A 16,647-nucleotide genomic window follows, 5' to 3' on the forward strand; every position below is an offset into this window, starting at 1 on the left:
CCGGGCGCAGTGTCCGAACGCTAGTGCCCGTGCCCGCCGGAGAGTTCGCCGGCGGGCACGTGGCGCAGCTTGGCCACGGCCAGCACACCCACGAGGAGCGCGCCCACCGCCGCGACTCCCGCCGTGATGTGCACACCGTGGATGAACGCCGTGCGGGCCGCGGTCAGGACCGCGGCACCCATATCGCCGGGGAGGGTCGCGGCCACCTGGACCGCCTCGCCCAGCGTTTCGCGCACCGCGTCCGCGCCCGGCAGCTCGCGCGGCAGCGCGTCGGCCAGATCGGCGCGGTAGATGGCCAGGCTGATGCTGCCCAGGATCGAGATGCCCAGGGCGCCACCGAGTTCCGCGCCGGTCTCGGACACCCCGGAGGCGGCGCCCGCCTGCTCCGGCGGGGCGGAGCCGACGATGAGCTCGGTGGTGATGCCGAAGACCGGGGCCAGCCCCAGGGCGATGAGCAGCGAGGCGATCACCGCCAGGACCGGGCCGCCGTGCGCCGAAAGTTGGGTGAGCATGACCAATCCCAGTGCGGCCAGCACCATTCCGGCGCCGATCAGGTAGGCGGGCCGCACGACCCGCACGATACGCGGGGCCGCCTGCGAACCGATGATGAAGCCGACACTGGACGGCGCCATGGCCGCACCGGCCTGCATGGGCGTCATGTCCAGAACCAGCTGGAAGTACTGGGCCACGAACAGGAAATAGCCGAACGCCACGAAGATGGCGATCACATTGATGGCCAGCGCGGTGCGGAACGCGCCCAGCCGGAACAGCCGCAGATCCAGCATGGGATCGGGACTGGTGAGCTGACGGCGCACGAACAGCGCGCCCGCGAGCAGCCCGGCCACCGCGGCCACCAGCGGCACCGTCCCCGGTCCATCCTGCGCGACCTTCTTCATGGCCAGCACCAGCGCCACCATGGTGACCACACTGAGTGCGGCACTGGTCAGATCGAGCCGCCCGGCCTCCGGATCACGGAACTCCGGCAGCACCCGCGGCCCGAGCACCAGCAGCAGTGCCATGACCGGTACGGCCAGCAGGAACACCGAACCCCACCAGAAATGCTCCAGCAGTATGCCGCCCAGCAGCGGGCCGACCACGCCGCCCGCGGAGAACGCGCTCACCCAGGTGCCCACGGCCAGCGACCGCTGCCGGGGATCGCGAAACATGTTGAAGATCAACGACAGTGTCGACGGCGCGATGGTCGCGCCCGCGATGCCCAGCAGCGCCCGGCACCCGATCAGGAATTCGGCGGTGGGGGAGAAGGCCGCGACCACCGACACCACGCCGAACAGCGCCCCGCCGAGCAGCAGCAACCGCCGTCGCCCGATGCGGTCGCCGAGCGTGCCCATGGTGATGAGCAGACCGGCCAGCATGAACCCGTAGACGTCGATGATCCACAGCAGTGCGGTGCTGCTCGGATGCAGTGTCGCGCTGATCTGTGGCACGGCCAGGTGCAGCACGGTCAGATCCATGGCGTAGACCAGGCAGGCCAGCGCCAGCACCCCGAGGCCGATCCACTCGCGCCGTCCCGCCCGGTCGGACCGCTCGGGCACGGTCGGTGACTCGACGGAGGTGTCCACGGCGAAAGTCCTTTCCTGGGGTGATCAGCTGTGGCCGATGACTGCGGCGCGCCCCAACCATCTCACCGCCCACCGACAGCCGCGCAACCGAATTTTGCCGCGGCACCGCCGGTATGCTGCGGCAATGGCCGAGTTCGAGAGCTACCGCGCCAACCTCGAGGTGGCCGACCTCACGCCCGCCGTCGACTTCCTGCGCGATGTGCTGGGGTTCGTCGTCGAGGTCGACGAGCCCGCGATGGGGCTGGCGCTGCTGCGCCGCGACGGAGTGGGACTGGGCATCGTGCGGACGCCCCGGCCGGCCGTCAACGAGACCACCGCCGGATACGTCGGCGTGGACGATGTGGACGCGCTCTACGCGCACTGCGTGCGCCACGGCGGCGAGATCACCAGCGAGCTCACCGAACACCCGTGGGGGCTGCGGGATTTCGTGCTGCGCATTCCGGGCGGCCATCGGCTCGCCTTCGGGCAGCGCATCGGCCCGGCGGCCTAGGCCGTCCGGGCCGATCGGGTCACGGTGTGCCGAAAAGGATTGCCGTTAGATGAGGATCGGGTGATCGGCGACCACGCGGCCGCCGACCCGGGCCCAGCCGTCGGAATCCCATTCGGTGAAGATCTGGGAGCCCTCGCCCTGCGTGATGTTCAGCCCGCGGGTGAGCAGGGCGGTCAGCGCGATGGCGGCCGCGCCCGTGGCCTGGTCCTCGGGAACTCCCATGGCGGGGGCGAACATTCGCGCGCGGACCGCGCCGCGCGGCTCGTCGGTCCAGGCCCAGCAGTAGTGCTGGCCTGCCGGGAAGTCGGCCGGATCCAGGGTGGCGATCTCGGCCGGATCCTCGAACTGGTGGAATTCGAAGGCCGGGGCCCATTCGGCCCGGGCCCGGGCCCAGGTCAGGCCCTCGGAGAGGGTCACCTCGACCGGCCCGGCGGGCACGTCGATGATCTTCACGGGTTGCCGCTGGTCATTGAGCCACCACGCGGTGCCGACCGTGGGGTGCCCGGCGAAGGGCAGCTCGGTGGCGGGGGTGTAGATACGCATTTTCACTCGCCCGTCGGCCGGGTCGTCGACCACCACGGTCTCGCTGTAGCCCACGCGGGCCGCCAGCGCCTGATGGTCGGCATTCTCGACGGCGGAGCGGCGGACGATGCCGAGCGGATTGCCGAAACGCCCGGCCGCGTCGGTGAACACGCGCACGACTTCGATTTGAGCGCCATCACTTTCCGGAACGGTCATGTCAAGCGAGCTTACCGACAGTTATCGATTCGCGGGAGGCCCGCAGATACCGGCTCGTTGGCCAGGGCGCTTTCCGATCCGACCGGCGACCGTATTGCGGCAATCGACGAGCAAATGCAGAAAGGGCTGTACACCCGCAGGTGTACAGCCCTTTCGGCCGGACTCGACTAGACGGTGGCGGTGGCCAGCGCCTCGGTCGATGCCACGGCCTGGCCCACGCCCGCCACGATCGCGGCGGCGCGCAGCGCCTCGAAGATCACCTCGCGCGAGACGTCCGCCTCGCGCAGTGTGTGCTCGTGCGCCTCCAGGCAGTGCTGGCAGCCGTTGATCGAGGAGACCGCGAACGACCACAGCTCGAAATCGGCCTTGTCCACGCCCGGCGTGCCGATGATCTGCATGCGCAGGCCCGCGCGCAGATCGTCGTAGCGGCCCTCCAGGAACGCCTTGCCGCGGTAGAACACATTGTTCATGCCCATGATCGACGCGGCGCCGAGTGCGGCGTTGTACGCCTCGGCGGACAGCACGTCGGCCGCCTCCTCGGCGATCTCGCGCAGCGTGGTCGCCGAGCGGGTGGCCGCGGCCGACGCCAGCAGGGTGCCCCACAGCTGCTGCTCGTTGAGCACGGTGGTGCGCGCCAGCGAGGACAGGTTGAGCTTCAGATCCTTGGCGTACTCGGGTAGCGAGTTCTTGAGATTTTCGATGGTCACGACGAATTCCCTTGTGAGCCTTGTTACACCGACGCGGTCATGAGCTCGCCGGCCTGGATGGTCGGGTCGCCCTTCTTCCAGTTGCAGGCGCACAGCTCGTCGGACTGCAGCGCGTCCAGCACCCGCAGCACCTCCTCGACATTGCGGCCCACCGAACCGGCGGTGACGGACACGAACTGGATCTCGTTGTTCGGGTCGACGATGAAGGTGGCGCGGTCGGCGACGCCGTCGGCATTGAGAACGCCGGTGGCGGTGGCCAGTTCGCGCTTGAGGTCGCTCAGCATCGGGAACGGGAGGGTCTTGAGGTCCTCGTGCTGGGCGCGCCACTGGAAGTGGACGAACTCGTTGTCGACAGAGGCGCCCAGCACCTGCGCGTCGCGGTCGGCGAACTCCTCGTTCAGCTTGCCGAAGGCGGCGATCTCGGTCGGGCACACGAAGGTGAAGTCCTTGGGCCAGAAGAAGACGATGCGCCACTTGCCGGCGTAGTCGTCGCTCGAGATCTGGGTGAAGTAGTCGTCGGGCTGCTGAGCGTTCACCTTCGAGAGATCGCCGCCGATGACAGCCGTCAGGTTGTAGGCGGGGAACTGATCGCCGATGGTCAGCAGTGCCATGCTTGCTCTCCTCATATGTAGTCGTACCGATTGTGTCGAGACGTGTATACGATCATTGCCGAACTGCGGTGAGAGGTAAACGTGATCGGTCGCACTACACTGATAGGCGTGACTGATCAAACTTATCAGCCCACCCTGTCACAGCTGCGTGCGTTCGCTGCCATCGCGGAATACCGGCACTTCGGCACCGCGGCGACGCGGCTCGGGGTGAGCCAGCCCACGCTATCGCAGGCACTGGCATCATTGGAAAACGGACTGGGGCTCCAGCTGATCGAGCGCAGTACGCGGCGGGTCCTGGTCACCGCCGACGGCAAACGGCTACTGCCGCAAGCCATTGCCACCCTCGAGGCCGCTGACCGATTTGTCGCCTCCGCTGCAGGTGAGGGGCTGCGCGGCACCCTGCGGCTCGGCATCATCCCGACCATCGCGCCGTACGTGCTGCCCCGGCTGCTGCCCGAATTGCGTACGCGGGTGCCCGCTCTGGTGCCGCACGTCATCGAGGACCGGACCGCCCGGTTGCTGGACGGGCTGCGCTCGGGCGTCCTGGATGTGGCGCTGCTGGCGCTGCCCACCGATGTCGCCGGACTGGTCGAGATACCGCTCTACACCGAGGAGTTCGTGCTGGTGCTGCCGCGCGAGCACGAACTGGCCGGGCGCACCGACCTGACACCGGCCGACCTGGACGCGCAGCCGCTGCTGCTCCTCGACGAGGGCCACTGCCTGCGCGACCAGACCCTGGAACTGTGCCGGGCGCACGACGCGCAGCCGGGTGCGGTCGGCGACACCCGCGCGGCCTCGCTGGCCACGGTGGTGCAGTGCGTCGCGGGCGATCTCGGCGTCACGCTGATCCCGGCCATGGCGGTGGCCGCCGAAACCGCGCGCGGCACTTTGGACATCGCGACCTTCGCCGCGCCCGCGCCGGGCCGCACGGTCGGACTGGCGTTCCGCTCCTCCACCGTCCGGGGCGACGACTACGACCAGCTCGCCGAGATCATCCGGGAATGCCGGCCGCGCTGACCCCTCGTGCGGTGCACGGCGCTGACCCCTTGTGCAGTGCCGGCCGGCGACCCCGACAATTCCGGCAACCTGCGCGGTTGCGTCACCACAGGGTGTCTGAAACGCTCGGGCCTATGCGGATTCACCACCTGAACTGCGGCACCATGGGATTCGGCCTGATCGATCACTGCCTGCTCATCGAGACCCGGGACGCGCTCGTGCTCGTCGACACCGGGTTCGGGCTGGAGGCCGTGCGGCAGCCCGGCAAGATGGTGGGTGCCGGCCGTTTCCTGCTGGGGGCGAAGCCGGCCGAGGCCGAGACGGCGGTGCGCCAGATCCAGCGCCTGGGCTATGACCCGCGCGATGTCCGCCACGTCATCCTGACCCATCTCGACCTGGACCACTCCGGCGGGCTGTCGGACTTTCCCGAGGCCACCGTGCACGTGCACGGACCCGAATTCCGTGCCGCCACCGCCACACCGACCCTGTCCGAGCGGTTGCGCTACCGGGCCGCGCAGTGGGCGCACGGGCCCAAGTGGATGGTGAACGAGGTCGAGGACGGCGAGGACTGGTTCGGGTTCACCGCGGTGCGCGACCTGCCCGGGCTGCCGCCGGAAATCCTGGTGGTGCCGCTGGCCGGGCACACCCGCGGGCACGCCGGGGTCGCGATCGACCACGGCAACGGGTGGCTGCTGCACGCGGGTGACTCGTTCTTCGCGGAGTCCAGCATCCATCCCGAGGAGCCGTTCACGCCGTTCTGGTGGAAGGTGTACGAGACCGGAGCCATTGCGGGCGAGGCGTATCGGTCCAATCAGCGGCGGCTGCGGGAACTCAGGAAGCTGCACGGTCACCAGGTGACCATCATCAACTCGCACGACGCGGGCATTTTCGCCCGTACGGCCGGCAGATGACCAGCCCCGGCTCGCGGGAACTCCCCGCTCCGCCGCCCCGCGGTTCGCGGTGGAGCCGATCGCGGTTACCGGCGGCGGGTGAGCCCCTGTTCGTCTACGGGACTCTGCAATTCGGCCCGGTGCTGACCGAATTGATCGGTCGGGTACCGGCCATGGAACCCGCGCGCTCGATCGGGCGGCGGGCGGCCGCGCTGCCCGCCCGCGCGTATCCGGGACTGGTGACCGCGACCGGCTCCGTGACCGAGGGATACCTGCTCACCGGGCTGACCGCCGACGAGTGGCGGGTGCTCGACGCTTTCGAGGACGACGAATACGACCTGCTGCCGGTGTCCGTGCACGCGGGGGAGCGGGTCGGCTACGCGTGGACCTATGCCTGGACCGCCGAGGTCGAGGACTTCGAGTGGTCGCCGACGGCCTTCGCCTCCGAGCACCTGCCGCGTTACGTCGGGAAATGCGCTGCGTGGCGGCGAAATCTGATCCTGCTCAGCGAGACTGTATGACGCCGGACACAGTCGTGCGGTAGAAGTTGATCGCATGGATGCAGAGGGCACTGAGCCAACAGTGGCGGGCGCGCGGTCGCAGGCGCTCGGAGATCTCCTGCGGCGCAGCGCCGCCCGGGTCCCGGACAAGACCGCGCTGGTCTGGCGGGAGCGGCGGGAGAGCTACGCCGATCTCGACGCGGCGGTGAACCGGGTCGCGCACAGCCTGGCCGATCGCGGTGTGACGCAGGGCGATCGGGTCGCGATCTATTCGCACAACTGCCGGGAGTTCGTGCTCGTGTACTTCGCGCTGGCGCGGCTGGGCGCGATCTCGGTCCCGATCAACTTCATGCTCACCGCCGACGAGGTGGCCTTCATCCTCGAACACTCCGGGGCTGTCGCGCTGATCACCGAGGACGGACTGGCCGGGGAGGCCGAGGCCGCGGTGAAACAGTTGGGCGACAGCGAGATCCGGCTGTTCGGCTGGATCGGGCTCGGTGGGCTGCCCGCGACGGCCGGGTGGGAGGACGTGAGCGCGTGGGAGCACCATCCCGCCGCCTCGGCGCCGCAGGTGTTCGTCGGCGACGACGATCCCATCCAGATCATGTACACCTCCGGCACCGAGGCCCGCCCCAAGGGCGCGGTGCTGTCCAGCCGCGGGCTCATCGCGCAGTACACCAGTGTGGTGGTGGACGGGCGCATGAGCGCCGACGACATCGAGGTGCACGCGCTGCCGCTGTATCACTGCGCCCAGCTGCACTGCTTCCTCACGCCCGACCTGTGGCTCGGCGCGACCAGCATCCTGCTGCCGGGCCCCGATGCCGCGACGATCCTGCGCACCATCGAAACCGAGCGCGCCACCAAACTGTTCTGCCCGCCGACCGTGTGGGTGTCGCTGCTGCGGCATCCCGACTTCGACCGCTATGACCTGTCGTCGCTGCGCAAGGGCTACTACGGCGCCAGCATCATGCCCGTCGAGGTGCTGGTCGAACTCTCCGAGCGGCTACCCGGGGTGGGGCTCACCAACTTCTACGGCCAGACCGAACTCGCGCCGCTGGCCACGGTCCTCGCACCCGAGGACCAGCTGACCAAGCCCGGTTCGGCGGGCCGCCCGGCCCTCAATGTCGAGACCCGCGTGGTCGATGACGACGACATTCCGGTGGGCGTCGGCGTGGTAGGCGAGATCGTGCACCGCTCTCCGCAGGCCATGCTCGGCTACTGGAACGACCCCGCGAAAACCGCGGAAGCCTTCCGCAACGGCTGGTTCCACAGCGGCGACCTCGGCGTCCTGGACGCCGACGGCTACCTCAGCGTCGTCGACCGCAAGAAGGACATGATCAAGACCGGCGGCGAGAACGTCGCCAGCCGCGAGGTCGAAGAGGTCCTCTACGAGCACCCCGAGATCTCCGAAGCCGCCGTGGTGGGCATCCCGCACCCGCACTGGATCGAAGCCGTCACCGCGATCGTGGTGGCCCGCAATGGAACCGACCCCGACGCCGCCACCGTCATCGCGCACTGCAAGCAGCGGCTCGCCGGCTACAAGGTCCCCAAGTACGTGACGTTCGTCGAGGCGCTGCCCAAGAACCCGAGCGGCAAGATCCTCAAACGCGAACTACGCACCGCCCACGCCCATCTCGCCACCGAGGCCTGATCCCGCGATCCCGTCCAGGTGCGCGATATTCGCGCGATCGCCGGGGTCCGCACTCGGGGCCCCGGCGAACCAGGCATCCAGAATCTCGGCCAGCTGCGCCCGTGAGGTGAGCCGCAGACTCAATGCCAGCACGTTGGCGTCATTCCACTTCCGTGCTCCCTCGGCGGTATACGCGTCCACACACAGCGCCGCCCGCACCCCCGGCACCTTGTTCGCCGCAATCGAAGCGCCGGTCCCGGTCCAGCAGCACACCACCGCCTGCTCGGCCCGGCCCTCCGCGACATCCCGCGCCGCGGCCTCACTGGCCCAGGCCCAGTCGTCGCGTTCCGCGGGCTCCAGCGCGCCGTGCACGGTCACCTCGTGCCCGCGTGCCCGCAGCTCCTCGACCACGGCCGCGGCCACGCCGGTGTCCTCGTCAGCGGCAACCGAAATCCTCATGGATGCAGTATCGCCGCTGCGGCGAGCGGACGGTCATCGACCGGCCGCGCGCGCCAGTTCCTCGGGGTATCGGGCGCCCGCGACGGCGCCGGAGGGGGCGGCGGCCTCGATCCGGGCCAGGTCCTCGGCCGTCAGCGTGATCTCGGTGGCCGCGACGTTCTGCTCGAGGTAGGTGCGGCGCTTGGTGCCGGGGATGGGGACCACGTCCTGACCCCGGGACTGGACCCAGGCCAGCGCCAATTGACCGGGGGTGACGCTCTTTTCGTCGGCGAGGCTGCGCAGTGCTGCGACGATGGCGAGGTTGGCGTCGAAGTTGCCGTCGGCGAAACGGGGCAACCGGCGGCGCATGTCGTCGGCCGGGAGGTCGGCGGTCGAGGTGATCGCGCCGGTGAGGAAGCCCCGACCCAGCGGGGAGAACGGGACGATGCCGATGCCGAGTTCGCGGCAGGCGGGGAGGATCTCGGCCTCGATATCGCGGGTCCAGAGGGACCATTCGCTCTGGAGCGCGGTCACCGGGTGGACGGCGTGGGCGCGGCGGATGCTGTCCACCGAGGCTTCGGAGATGCCGAGGTAGCGGACCTTGCCCGCCTGGACCAGCTCCGCCAGGGCGCCCCAGGTCTCCTCGATCGGCACGTTCGGGTCGACGCGGTGCTGGTAGTAGAGGTCGATGTGGTCGACGCCGAGCCGCGCGAGGGATTCGTCGCAGGACTGCTTCACGTAGGCGGCGTCGCCGCGGGCGCCCATCGCGCCCTTGTCACCCCAGACGATGCCGAACTTGGTTGCGAGGACCACCTTGTCGCGGCGGTCGGCGATGGCGCGGCCCACCAGGCGCTCATTGGTTTCGGGGCCGTAGACATCGGCGGTGTCGAGCAGGGTGACGCCGAGGTCCAGAGCGCGATGGATGGTGGCGATGGACTCGGTGTCATTGTCGTGCACGCCGTAGGCGTGGCTCATGCCCATGCAGCCGAGGCCCTGCGCGCCGACGGTCAGTTCGCCGAGCTTCCTGGTCGCGATCATGCGGTGAATCCTCCTCGGTGGGACTGGAATTCGCGGCGGGAGCCGCGCACGGACACGACGCTACGACCTGGAGTGTGCTCCAGGTCAACCCGGAAACCGCGGAGTCGCACACTCACCGGCGGTTCGGCATGTGGTGGTGGAGCAGGACGGTGAGCTGGGTGCCCGCGTCGGTGAAGGGCAGGGCGGATTTCAGCGCCCGGCTCTGCACGATCGCGCCCTCGATCACCGACAGTGCGAAACCCGACAGCGAGCACGCCGTCGCCCGCTCGACCCCGGCCGCCACCAAGCCGTCGGCCAGCCGCGCGGTCCACTCGGAGAACGCCTGCCCGGCCGCCGACTGCAGCGTCGGGTCGAGTTCGTCGAGAGCGGCGGCCATCATGAACGAGCCCGCCCGGAACTCGCTCGTCTCCAGCTGGCCGCGCCAGAAGCCGAGTAGTTCGTCCACCCACGCCGCCAGTGAGGGCGCGCCCGGCAGCGCGTCGGACATGCGGCTCACGTGCGAGTAGACCATGCGGGACACGATGCGGGCGGCGGTCGCCACCAATTCGCCCTTGCCGGACGGGAAGTGCTGGTAGAGCGAGTTTCGGGAGGCGTTGCTGCGCTTGAGCAGCTCGTTCAGCCCGGCCGCGTGCACGCCGTGCTCCTGGACCGTGGTGATGGTGCTCGCGATCAATCGGGCGCGCGGTCCCGCCGTCATTGCAAATCCCTCCAGCCCTTGTGTGAACCGATCGGTCCATGTTAAACCTTTCCCATGTGGACCGATCGGTTCATATGGGAAAAGAGGAATTCCGCGCATGTCAGCCCAGATCGCCACCGCCACCCCGGTCGCCCACGCCGCGCTGCTCGGCCTGGGCGTGTACCGACCACGCCGGGTGGTCCCCAACGCCGAGATCGTCGACCGCATCAACTCCTCGGACGAATGGATCCGGACCCGCTCCGGTATCGAGGCCCGCCACTGGGCCGAAGCGGACGAGACCATCGTGAGCATGAGCACCGCCGCCGCCGTCGACGCGCTCGAGGCCGCGGGCGTCACTGCGCAGCAGATCGACGCGGTCATCCTGGCCACGTCCTCCCAGATGGTGCTGGGACCGTCGGCCGGCGCCGTGGTCGCCACCGAACTCGGTATGCACGACACCGCCGCCTTCGACGTCTCGGCCGGCTGCGCGGGCTTCTGCTACGCGCTGGCCAATGCCGCCAACCTGGTGCGTGCCGGACAGGCCCGGCATGTGCTGGTGATCGGGGTGGAACGGCTCTCGGACCTGCTCGACCAGGAGGACCGGACCTGCGCGTTCATCTTCGCCGACGGCGCGGGCGCGGTCGTGGTGGGACCGTCGGAGGCCGAGGGCATCGGGCCGGTGGCCTGGGGTTCGGACGGCAGTCAGACCGCGGCGATCAAGCAGGACAAGGACTTTCAGCAGTACTTCGCCGAGGTGGCCGAGGCCGAGGCGACCGGCGGCACCACGGTGCGGCCGTACATCCGGATGAATGGTACGGCCGTATTCCGTTGGGCCGTCACGTTCTTGGAGAAGGCGTGCCGCGACGCGCTGGATCAGGCGGGCGTCACCGTCGAGGATCTGGACGCGTTCGTGCCGCATCAGGCCAACAGCCGCATCACCGATGCGCTGGTGCGCACCCTGCACATGCCCGAAAGCATCACTGTCGCAAGGGATATCGCTGAGACCGGTAACACCAGCGCCGCGTCGATCCCGATGGCCATGGAGCAGTTGCTGCGCTCCGGTGCGTCCCGGCCGGGCGACACCGCGCTGCTGCTGGGTTTCGGTGCGGGCCTGGCCTACGCCGGTCAGGTGGTCAAACTCCCCGCCATCGCCTGACGATCGGCCAGCGGACAACGAAATCCGTTGTGTGAAGCGACGGAAACCGTAGCAATGAGAAGCGCCCCCGCACGGAAGTCCGTGCGGGGGCGCTCCCGGGTGGGGCTGATCGACTAGACGCTCACGCCCACACGCAGCGCGTGCGGCTCGATCGCGCCGCGGACCAGGGCCTGCGCGTCGATGGTCTCGGCCCGGTAGGGCAGGGTCGCCAGGGTGGCGGTCATCTTGGCCACCGGATCCGCGATCGCCTTCGGGGTGCCGAAGATGAAGGTCCACTCGTGCTCGTCGCTGACGTAGGGCACGACGGTCTCGAACAGGTTGTGGAACCGGGTCCACGAGCGCTTCAGGGTCTCGTTGCGCCACATGGTCTGACAGCCGGCCTGCGCGGCGAGCACGCCGCCCTCGGCCAGCAGCGCCTTACAGCGGTTGAGGAAGTCGTCCTCGTAGAGGCGGTTGTGCTGCGCGTCCTCGACCCGCTCGTCCGGCAGGTCGATGCAGATCATGTCGTAGCGCACGCCCGCGGCCTCGGCCTTGGCCAGGAAGTCCCAGCCGTCGGCGTAGTGCATCTTGATCGGGCCGGTCTGCGCGACCGCCTCGGCCAGATCGGCCTGGCTGTAGCCGTAGGGGAGGTGCTCGGCGCACAGCTCCACCTCCAGCTGGTCGATGTCGACGTGGTCGACGAGCGAGGCGCCCGCGGCCACCGACATCTGCGAGGCGACACCCTCACCGGAACCGATGATCAGCACCTTGTCCAGCTTCTCGGCCAGCGCATAACCCGGGACCAGCATGGCCTCGTGGTAGGTGAGCTGCGAGAACTCGGTGGACTGGCGGTCGTCGTCGGAGAACAGGGAGATGCCCTGCTCGGTGCGCGCGATCACCATGTGCTGGAACGGGGTGTTGGTGTCCACGATGGTTTCCGTGGTGTTCCACACCCGGGTCAGGCCCTCGCCGACCGGCTCGTGGATCCGGCGGGCGGTGTGGCCGCGCTGGATGACCTCGATGTTCACCGAACCCGGAGACAGCTCCTGCTGCAGCAGTTCGACGGCCTTGGTGGCGCCGGAACCGATACTGCCGCAAGTGAACACGTCGACGAAGATGTCGCCGGACTCAGGATAGGTGTGGATCGAGGCATGCGACTCGGCCAGGAGGGCCAGGATGGTGACACCTTGCGGCTCGAACTTCTTGCTCACGACATCGCAGATGGTCACCCCCGCGGCGACCAACGATTTTCGAAGCGCGGTTTCGAGTCGTTCGAGGTCGTCGCAGAGGCTGGCGTCGACACCACCGAACTCGGCCAGCACGTGCCAGCCGGTGAATTCTGCCGTGATCATGGCTAAAACTCACTCTCGCTCAGCGCCAGTGACATGGACAGTCAAAGGCGGAAAACCGTTGAAGGACACCGACGAATAGCTCGCCGTATAGGCGCCGGTCTCGAGGATCCGAACGGGATCACCGGCTCGCAACGTGGTCGGAAGGAGGACACGCGTGCGTTGATAGAGTACATCGTCGCCATCACACGTAGGACCGGCCACCACAGCCTCGTCCTTCGGATCCGCGTCCCGATCGGTTTGGAATCGGTAGGCGATGTACTCGTTCTCGGTCTCGGCCATGCCGTTGTAGCGGCCGATGTCGAGGTATACCCAGCGCCGCCCGTCCGGCGCTACGCGAACATTCACCACTTCGGCGTGGATCACACCGGTGTTGCCCACCAGGGCGCGACCGGGTTCCACGACGAGTTCGGTGTGTTCCGGGAGAAAGCGGCTCGCCGCCTCGGCGATGGCCGCGCCCAGCTCCGCGAGTCCGGGAGCCGGATCGGCGTACGAAATCGGAAGTCCCCCACCGATATTCACCGCCGTGACTGGAATGTCCTTGACCGCCAACGCTTCCGCGATGGCGCCTGCCTGCTCGATCCCGATGCCCCAGGCCTTCGGGTCCAGCTGCTGCGAGCCGACGTGGAAATAGGGGCCGACCACCGTCAGGCCGAGATCGTGCGCCCGCACCAGCAGCCGCTTGGCCTCACCCGGCGCGCAGCCGAACTTGGTCCCGAACGGCGTCTGCGACTGCGGAGCCGACGACAGGAACCGGCACTCGACCTCGGAACCCGGCGCGTGCTCGGCGATGCGTTCCAGGTCGTCCTCGGTGTCGAAGGCGTAGCGCCGCACGCCCGCCGCGTACGCGGTGGCGATCTGGGAAGCCTTCTTGATCGGGTTGCCGTAGCACATGACGGCCGGATCGACACCTTGCGCCAGGCAGAGCTCGATCTCACCGACGCTGGCGACGTCGAACTCCGCGCCCTCGTCGTTCAGCAGCCGGATGATCTCCGGCACGGGACTCGCCTTGACGGCGAAGCGAATTCGTGCCGCGGGAAGTGCGGCGTGCAGTGCGCGGTAGTTCGCGCGGACCTTGTCGAGGTCGATGACCAGACAGGGTGACTCGGGCAGGTTTCGACCGGGCAATCTAAGGGAACTCTTTTCTGTCGGCCGCAACGGCAGGGACTCAGGCAACCTGCGAGACGATACACGCGTTGAGCCTCGAAAAACGAACCGGTGGACGATCGATTACGTCACTCTAACGCCGGGATTCGTTCGGCTGCCCCGCGCGACGTCTTACGGGAGTGTGACCTCGGACCACCGGGAGCGGCCCGCCGCTCATCACGCGGTCACCGGGAGTCAGCCCGCGGTGACCGAAAGGTCGTCGAACACCACTTCACCCGCGGCATCGGACTCGGCCAGATCCACGATGGCGCCGATGGACCAGCCGTGGTCGCCGTTGGGGTCGTCGAGCACCTGCCGGACATCCCAGAATCCCGGCCGCTGCTCGACCCGGAACAGCTGTGGTCCACGGGCGTTCGGACCGGTCCCGATGGTCTCGTATTCGTCGAAATAGGGGCCGAGTTCGGCCGCCCAGTCCAGTTCGTCGCCCAGCTCGGCCAGCGCGTCCCAGCGCCGCAGCGCGGCCAGGTCCACCCGCCGGAACATGGCATTGCGCACCAGCACCCGGAACGCGCGCTCATTGGCGGTGATCGGCCGTACGGTCTCGGCCCCGAACGCCACCTGCTGATCGTCGGACTCCGCACCGGGATTGGTGAGCTGCTCCCACTCGTCGAGCAGGCTGGAGTCGACCTGCCGGATGAGTTCGCCGAGCCATTCGGTGATGTCGTCGAGTTCCTCGGTGCGCGCCTGCTCGGGCACGGTCCGCCGCAGCGCGCGATACGCGTCGGCCAGATACCGCAGCACCACGCCCTCGGAGCGGGCCAGCTCGTAACCCGACACCAATTCGGCGAAGGTCATGGACCGCTCGACCATCTCGCGCACCACGGATTTGGGGGAGGGCTCGAACTCCGACACCCAGGGGTGGCCGGCCTTGTAGGTCTCGAACGCGGGCTCGATGAGTTCGGTGGCCAGGGGCTTGGGCCAGGTGACTTCTTCGAGGAGTTCCATGCGCTCCTCGTATTCGATCCCGTCGGCCTTCATCTCCGCGACCGCCTCGCCGCGTGCCCGGTGCTGCTGGGCCATGAGCAGCTGGCGCGGATCCTCGAGGGTGGACTCGATCAGTGAGATCACATCGAGGGTGTAGGTCGGCGATTGTTTGTCGAGCAGTTCCAGTGCCGCCAGCGCGAACGGCGAGAGCGGTTGGTCGAGCGCGAAATCGCGCTGCAGGTCGACCATGAGCCGGGCATGTCGTCCGTAGCGGTCGGGTTCGTCGAGCTGCTGGACCACGCCCGCGTCCCGCAGCGCCCGGTACAGCCGGATCGCCTTGAGGATGTGCTTGCGCTGCGCGGCCCGCGGCTCGTGGTTCTCCTCCAGCAGGTGTCGCATGGCGTAGAAGCAATTGCCTTTGCGCGCAATCACATTCAGCAGCATGGAGTTGGTCACATTGAACCGCGACACCATGGGCTCGGGCGAGGCCGCCACCAGCCGGTCGAAGGTGTCCTCCGACCAGGACACGAAACCCTCGGGCGGCTTCTTCTTCTGGACCTTCTTCAGCTTCTTGGGGTCGTCGCCCGCCTTGGCGATGAGTCGCGCGTTCTCCACCTCGTGCTCGGGAGCCTGCACGACGACCGTGCCCAGGGTGTCGTAGCCCGCGCGCCCCGCCCGGCCCGCGATCTGATGGAACTCGCGGGCATTGAGCCGGCGCGTGCGCACGCCGTCGAACTTGGTGAGTCCGGTCAGCATCACGGTGCGGATCGGCACGTTGATGCCGACACCGAGGGTGTCGGTGCCGCACACCACTTTCAGCAACCCGTCCTGGGCGAGCTTCTCGACCAGCCGCCGGTACTTGGGCAGCATGCCCGCGTGGTGCACGCCGATGCCGTGGCGGATGAACCGCGACAGCGTCTTGCCGAAGCCGGTGGCGAAGCGGAATTCGCCGATGGCCGCGGCGATGGCCTCCTTCTCGGCCTTGGACGAGACATTGACGCTCATCAGCGCCTGCGCCCGCTCCATGGCCGCGGCCTGGGTGAAGTGCACGACGTACACCGGCGCGAGGCTGGTGGTCACCAGATCCTCGAGCGTCTCTGTGATGGGTGTGCGCACATACGAGAAGCTCAGCGGCACCGGCCGTTCCGAACCGGACACCACGGCGGTCTCGTGGCCGGTGCGCCGGGTCAGATCCTCGGCGAAGAAGTCGACCTCGCCGAGCGTGGCCGACATGAGCAGGAACTGCGCGCCGGGCAGCTCGATCAGCGGCACCTGCCACGCCCAGCCGCGATCGGGGTCGGCGTAGTAGTGGAACTCGTCCATGATCACCTGGCCGATATCGGCGGAAGCGCCCTCGCGCAGTGCCAGATTCGCCAGGATCTCCGCGGTGGCGCAGATGATCGGCGCCTCCGGGTTCACCGCCGCGTCGCCGGTCACCATGCCCACCCGGTCGGCCCCGAAGACGTCGCACAGCGCGAAGAACTTCTCGCTCACCAGCGCCTTGATCGGCGCGGTGTAGTAGCTGCGCTGGCCCCGGTTGAGCGCGGCGAAGTGCGCGCCCAGCGCGACCAGCGACTTCCCGGACCCGGTCGGGGTGTTCAGGATGACGTTCGACCCGGTGACCAGCTCCAGCAGCGCTTCTTCCTGCGCCGGGTACAGATTCAGGCCGGCCGAGCTCGCCCAGTCGGCGAAGGTCTCGTACAACCAGTCCGGGTCCACGTCGGATACGGCACGGTCGGGAACCAATTCGGACAGCTGCACGCCGCCCAACGTTACCG

16 protein-coding genes are annotated in these 16,647 nt (G+C 68.5%); 6 read left to right on the plus strand and 10 right to left on the minus strand.

From position 1 onward, the window contains the following. Positions 1-20 precede the first annotated feature (20 nt). Positions 21-1,553 (minus strand): MFS transporter, encoded by a 1,533-nt coding sequence (locus ACWEKS_RS15320; protein ID WP_452340730.1) that lies wholly within the window; start codon positions 1,551-1,553, stop codon positions 21-23. Between the two features lie 151 nt (positions 1,554-1,704). Between ACWEKS_RS15320 and ACWEKS_RS15325 the strand changes: the two genes are divergently transcribed. Further along, positions 1,705-2,070, plus strand: a complete 366-nt coding sequence (locus ACWEKS_RS15325) for a VOC family protein (protein ID WP_452340662.1) — start codon at positions 1,705-1,707, stop codon at positions 2,068-2,070. 45 nt (positions 2,071-2,115) lie between these two features. On the opposite strand, the gene ACWEKS_RS15330 is transcribed toward ACWEKS_RS15325, so the two are convergent. From ACWEKS_RS15330 to ACWEKS_RS15340, 3 genes are all read right to left on the minus strand, one after another. Next, on the minus strand, positions 2,116-2,808 hold the full coding sequence (locus tag ACWEKS_RS15330; protein WP_452340663.1) for a PhzF family phenazine biosynthesis protein: 693 nt from the start codon (positions 2,806-2,808) through the stop codon (positions 2,116-2,118). Positions 2,809-2,975: 167 nt separating this feature from the next. Then, positions 2,976-3,515 carry a carboxymuconolactone decarboxylase family protein gene (locus ACWEKS_RS15335; protein WP_452340664.1) on the minus strand — a complete coding sequence of 180 codons (540 nt, stop codon included), beginning with the start codon at positions 3,513-3,515 and terminating at the stop codon, positions 2,976-2,978. 23 nt (positions 3,516-3,538) lie between these two features. Next, on the minus strand, positions 3,539-4,126 hold the full coding sequence (locus ACWEKS_RS15340; RefSeq protein ID WP_452340665.1) for a peroxiredoxin: 588 nt from the start codon (positions 4,124-4,126) through the stop codon (positions 3,539-3,541). 108 nt (positions 4,127-4,234) lie between these two features. Between ACWEKS_RS15340 and ACWEKS_RS15345 the strand changes: the two genes are divergently transcribed. From ACWEKS_RS15345 to ACWEKS_RS15360, 4 genes are all read left to right on the plus strand, one after another. Further along, on the plus strand, positions 4,235-5,143 hold the full coding sequence (locus tag ACWEKS_RS15345) for a hydrogen peroxide-inducible genes activator (RefSeq protein WP_452340666.1): 909 nt from the start codon (positions 4,235-4,237) through the stop codon (positions 5,141-5,143). A gap of 113 nt (positions 5,144-5,256) precedes the next feature. Then, positions 5,257-6,033, plus strand: a complete 777-nt coding sequence (locus ACWEKS_RS15350) for an MBL fold metallo-hydrolase (protein WP_452340667.1) — start codon at positions 5,257-5,259, stop codon at positions 6,031-6,033. Then, a complete protein-coding gene (locus ACWEKS_RS15355) occupies positions 6,030-6,533 on the plus strand; it encodes a gamma-glutamylcyclotransferase family protein (RefSeq protein ID WP_452340668.1) in 504 nt (167 codons plus the stop codon). The genes ACWEKS_RS15350 and ACWEKS_RS15355 overlap by 4 nt, the downstream gene beginning before the upstream one ends. Positions 6,534-6,567: 34 nt before the next feature. Beyond that, positions 6,568-8,163, plus strand: coding sequence for an acyl-CoA synthetase (locus tag ACWEKS_RS15360; protein ID WP_452340669.1), 1,596 nt, complete (start codon positions 6,568-6,570; stop codon positions 8,161-8,163). Here the strand turns inward: ACWEKS_RS15360 and ACWEKS_RS15365 are convergent. From ACWEKS_RS15365 to ACWEKS_RS15375, 3 genes are all read right to left on the minus strand, one after another. After that, positions 8,125-8,601: an RpiB/LacA/LacB family sugar-phosphate isomerase gene (locus ACWEKS_RS15365; protein WP_364624435.1), complete on the minus strand. Its 477-nt coding sequence runs from the start codon at positions 8,599-8,601 to the stop codon at positions 8,125-8,127. The two genes, ACWEKS_RS15360 and ACWEKS_RS15365, sit on opposite strands and share 39 nt — an antisense overlap. A 33-nt stretch (positions 8,602-8,634) precedes the next feature. Then, entirely contained in the window at positions 8,635-9,618 is a 984-nt protein-coding gene (locus ACWEKS_RS15370) for an aldo/keto reductase (RefSeq protein WP_452340670.1), read from the minus strand. Between the two features lie 112 nt (positions 9,619-9,730). After that, on the minus strand, positions 9,731-10,315 hold the full coding sequence (locus ACWEKS_RS15375) for a TetR/AcrR family transcriptional regulator (protein ID WP_379436634.1): 585 nt from the start codon (positions 10,313-10,315) through the stop codon (positions 9,731-9,733). Positions 10,316-10,412: 97 nt separating this feature from the next. On the opposite strand from ACWEKS_RS15375, the gene ACWEKS_RS15380 reads away from it, so the two are divergent. Next, positions 10,413-11,450, plus strand: a complete 1,038-nt coding sequence (locus ACWEKS_RS15380) for a beta-ketoacyl-ACP synthase III (protein WP_452340671.1) — start codon at positions 10,413-10,415, stop codon at positions 11,448-11,450. 113 nt (positions 11,451-11,563) lie between these two features. Here the strand turns inward: ACWEKS_RS15380 and speD are convergent, their stop codons facing one another. The 3 genes from speD to ACWEKS_RS15395 form a co-directional block, all read right to left on the minus strand. Further along, the gene (speD, locus tag ACWEKS_RS15385; protein WP_354837098.1) at positions 11,564-12,778 is read right to left on the minus strand and encodes an adenosylmethionine decarboxylase; all 1,215 of its coding nucleotides are present in this window, start codon (positions 12,776-12,778) and stop codon (positions 11,564-11,566) included. A gap of 12 nt (positions 12,779-12,790) precedes the next feature. Then, positions 12,791-13,891, minus strand: a complete 1,101-nt coding sequence (locus ACWEKS_RS15390) for a type III PLP-dependent enzyme (RefSeq protein ID WP_452340731.1) — start codon at positions 13,889-13,891, stop codon at positions 12,791-12,793. A 228-nt stretch (positions 13,892-14,119) separates the two neighbouring features. Further along, positions 14,120-16,588 (minus strand): DEAD/DEAH box helicase, encoded by a 2,469-nt coding sequence (locus tag ACWEKS_RS15395; protein WP_452340732.1) that lies wholly within the window; start codon positions 16,586-16,588, stop codon positions 14,120-14,122. Positions 16,589-16,647: the final 59 nt, after the last annotated feature.

The sequence above is a fragment of the Nocardia sp. NPDC004711 genome, assembly GCF_053601595.1.

What these genes read in the sequence shown, in the direction of transcription:
- ACWEKS_RS15350 (WP_452340667.1), top strand. Translation starts at nt 5,257, where the DNA reads ATGCGGATTCACCACCTGAACTGCGGCACCATGGGATTCGGCCTGATC.
- ACWEKS_RS15340 (WP_452340665.1), bottom strand. Translation starts at nt 4,126, where the DNA reads ATGGCACTGCTGACCATCGGCGATCAGTTCCCCGCCTACAACCTGACG.
- ACWEKS_RS15330 (WP_452340663.1), bottom strand. Translation starts at nt 2,808, where the DNA reads ATGACCGTTCCGGAAAGTGATGGCGCTCAAATCGAAGTCGTGCGCGTG.
- ACWEKS_RS15355 (WP_452340668.1), top strand. Translation starts at nt 6,030, where the DNA reads ATGACCAGCCCCGGCTCGCGGGAACTCCCCGCTCCGCCGCCCCGCGGT.
- ACWEKS_RS15370 (WP_452340670.1), bottom strand. Translation starts at nt 9,618, where the DNA reads ATGATCGCGACCAGGAAGCTCGGCGAACTGACCGTCGGCGCGCAGGGC.
- ACWEKS_RS15325 (WP_452340662.1), top strand. Translation starts at nt 1,705, where the DNA reads ATGGCCGAGTTCGAGAGCTACCGCGCCAACCTCGAGGTGGCCGACCTC.
- ACWEKS_RS15375 (WP_379436634.1), bottom strand. Translation starts at nt 10,315, where the DNA reads ATGACGGCGGGACCGCGCGCCCGATTGATCGCGAGCACCATCACCACG.
- ACWEKS_RS15360 (WP_452340669.1), top strand. Translation starts at nt 6,568, where the DNA reads ATGGATGCAGAGGGCACTGAGCCAACAGTGGCGGGCGCGCGGTCGCAG.
- ACWEKS_RS15380 (WP_452340671.1), top strand. Translation starts at nt 10,413, where the DNA reads ATGTCAGCCCAGATCGCCACCGCCACCCCGGTCGCCCACGCCGCGCTG.
- ACWEKS_RS15365 (WP_364624435.1), bottom strand. Translation starts at nt 8,601, where the DNA reads ATGAGGATTTCGGTTGCCGCTGACGAGGACACCGGCGTGGCCGCGGCC.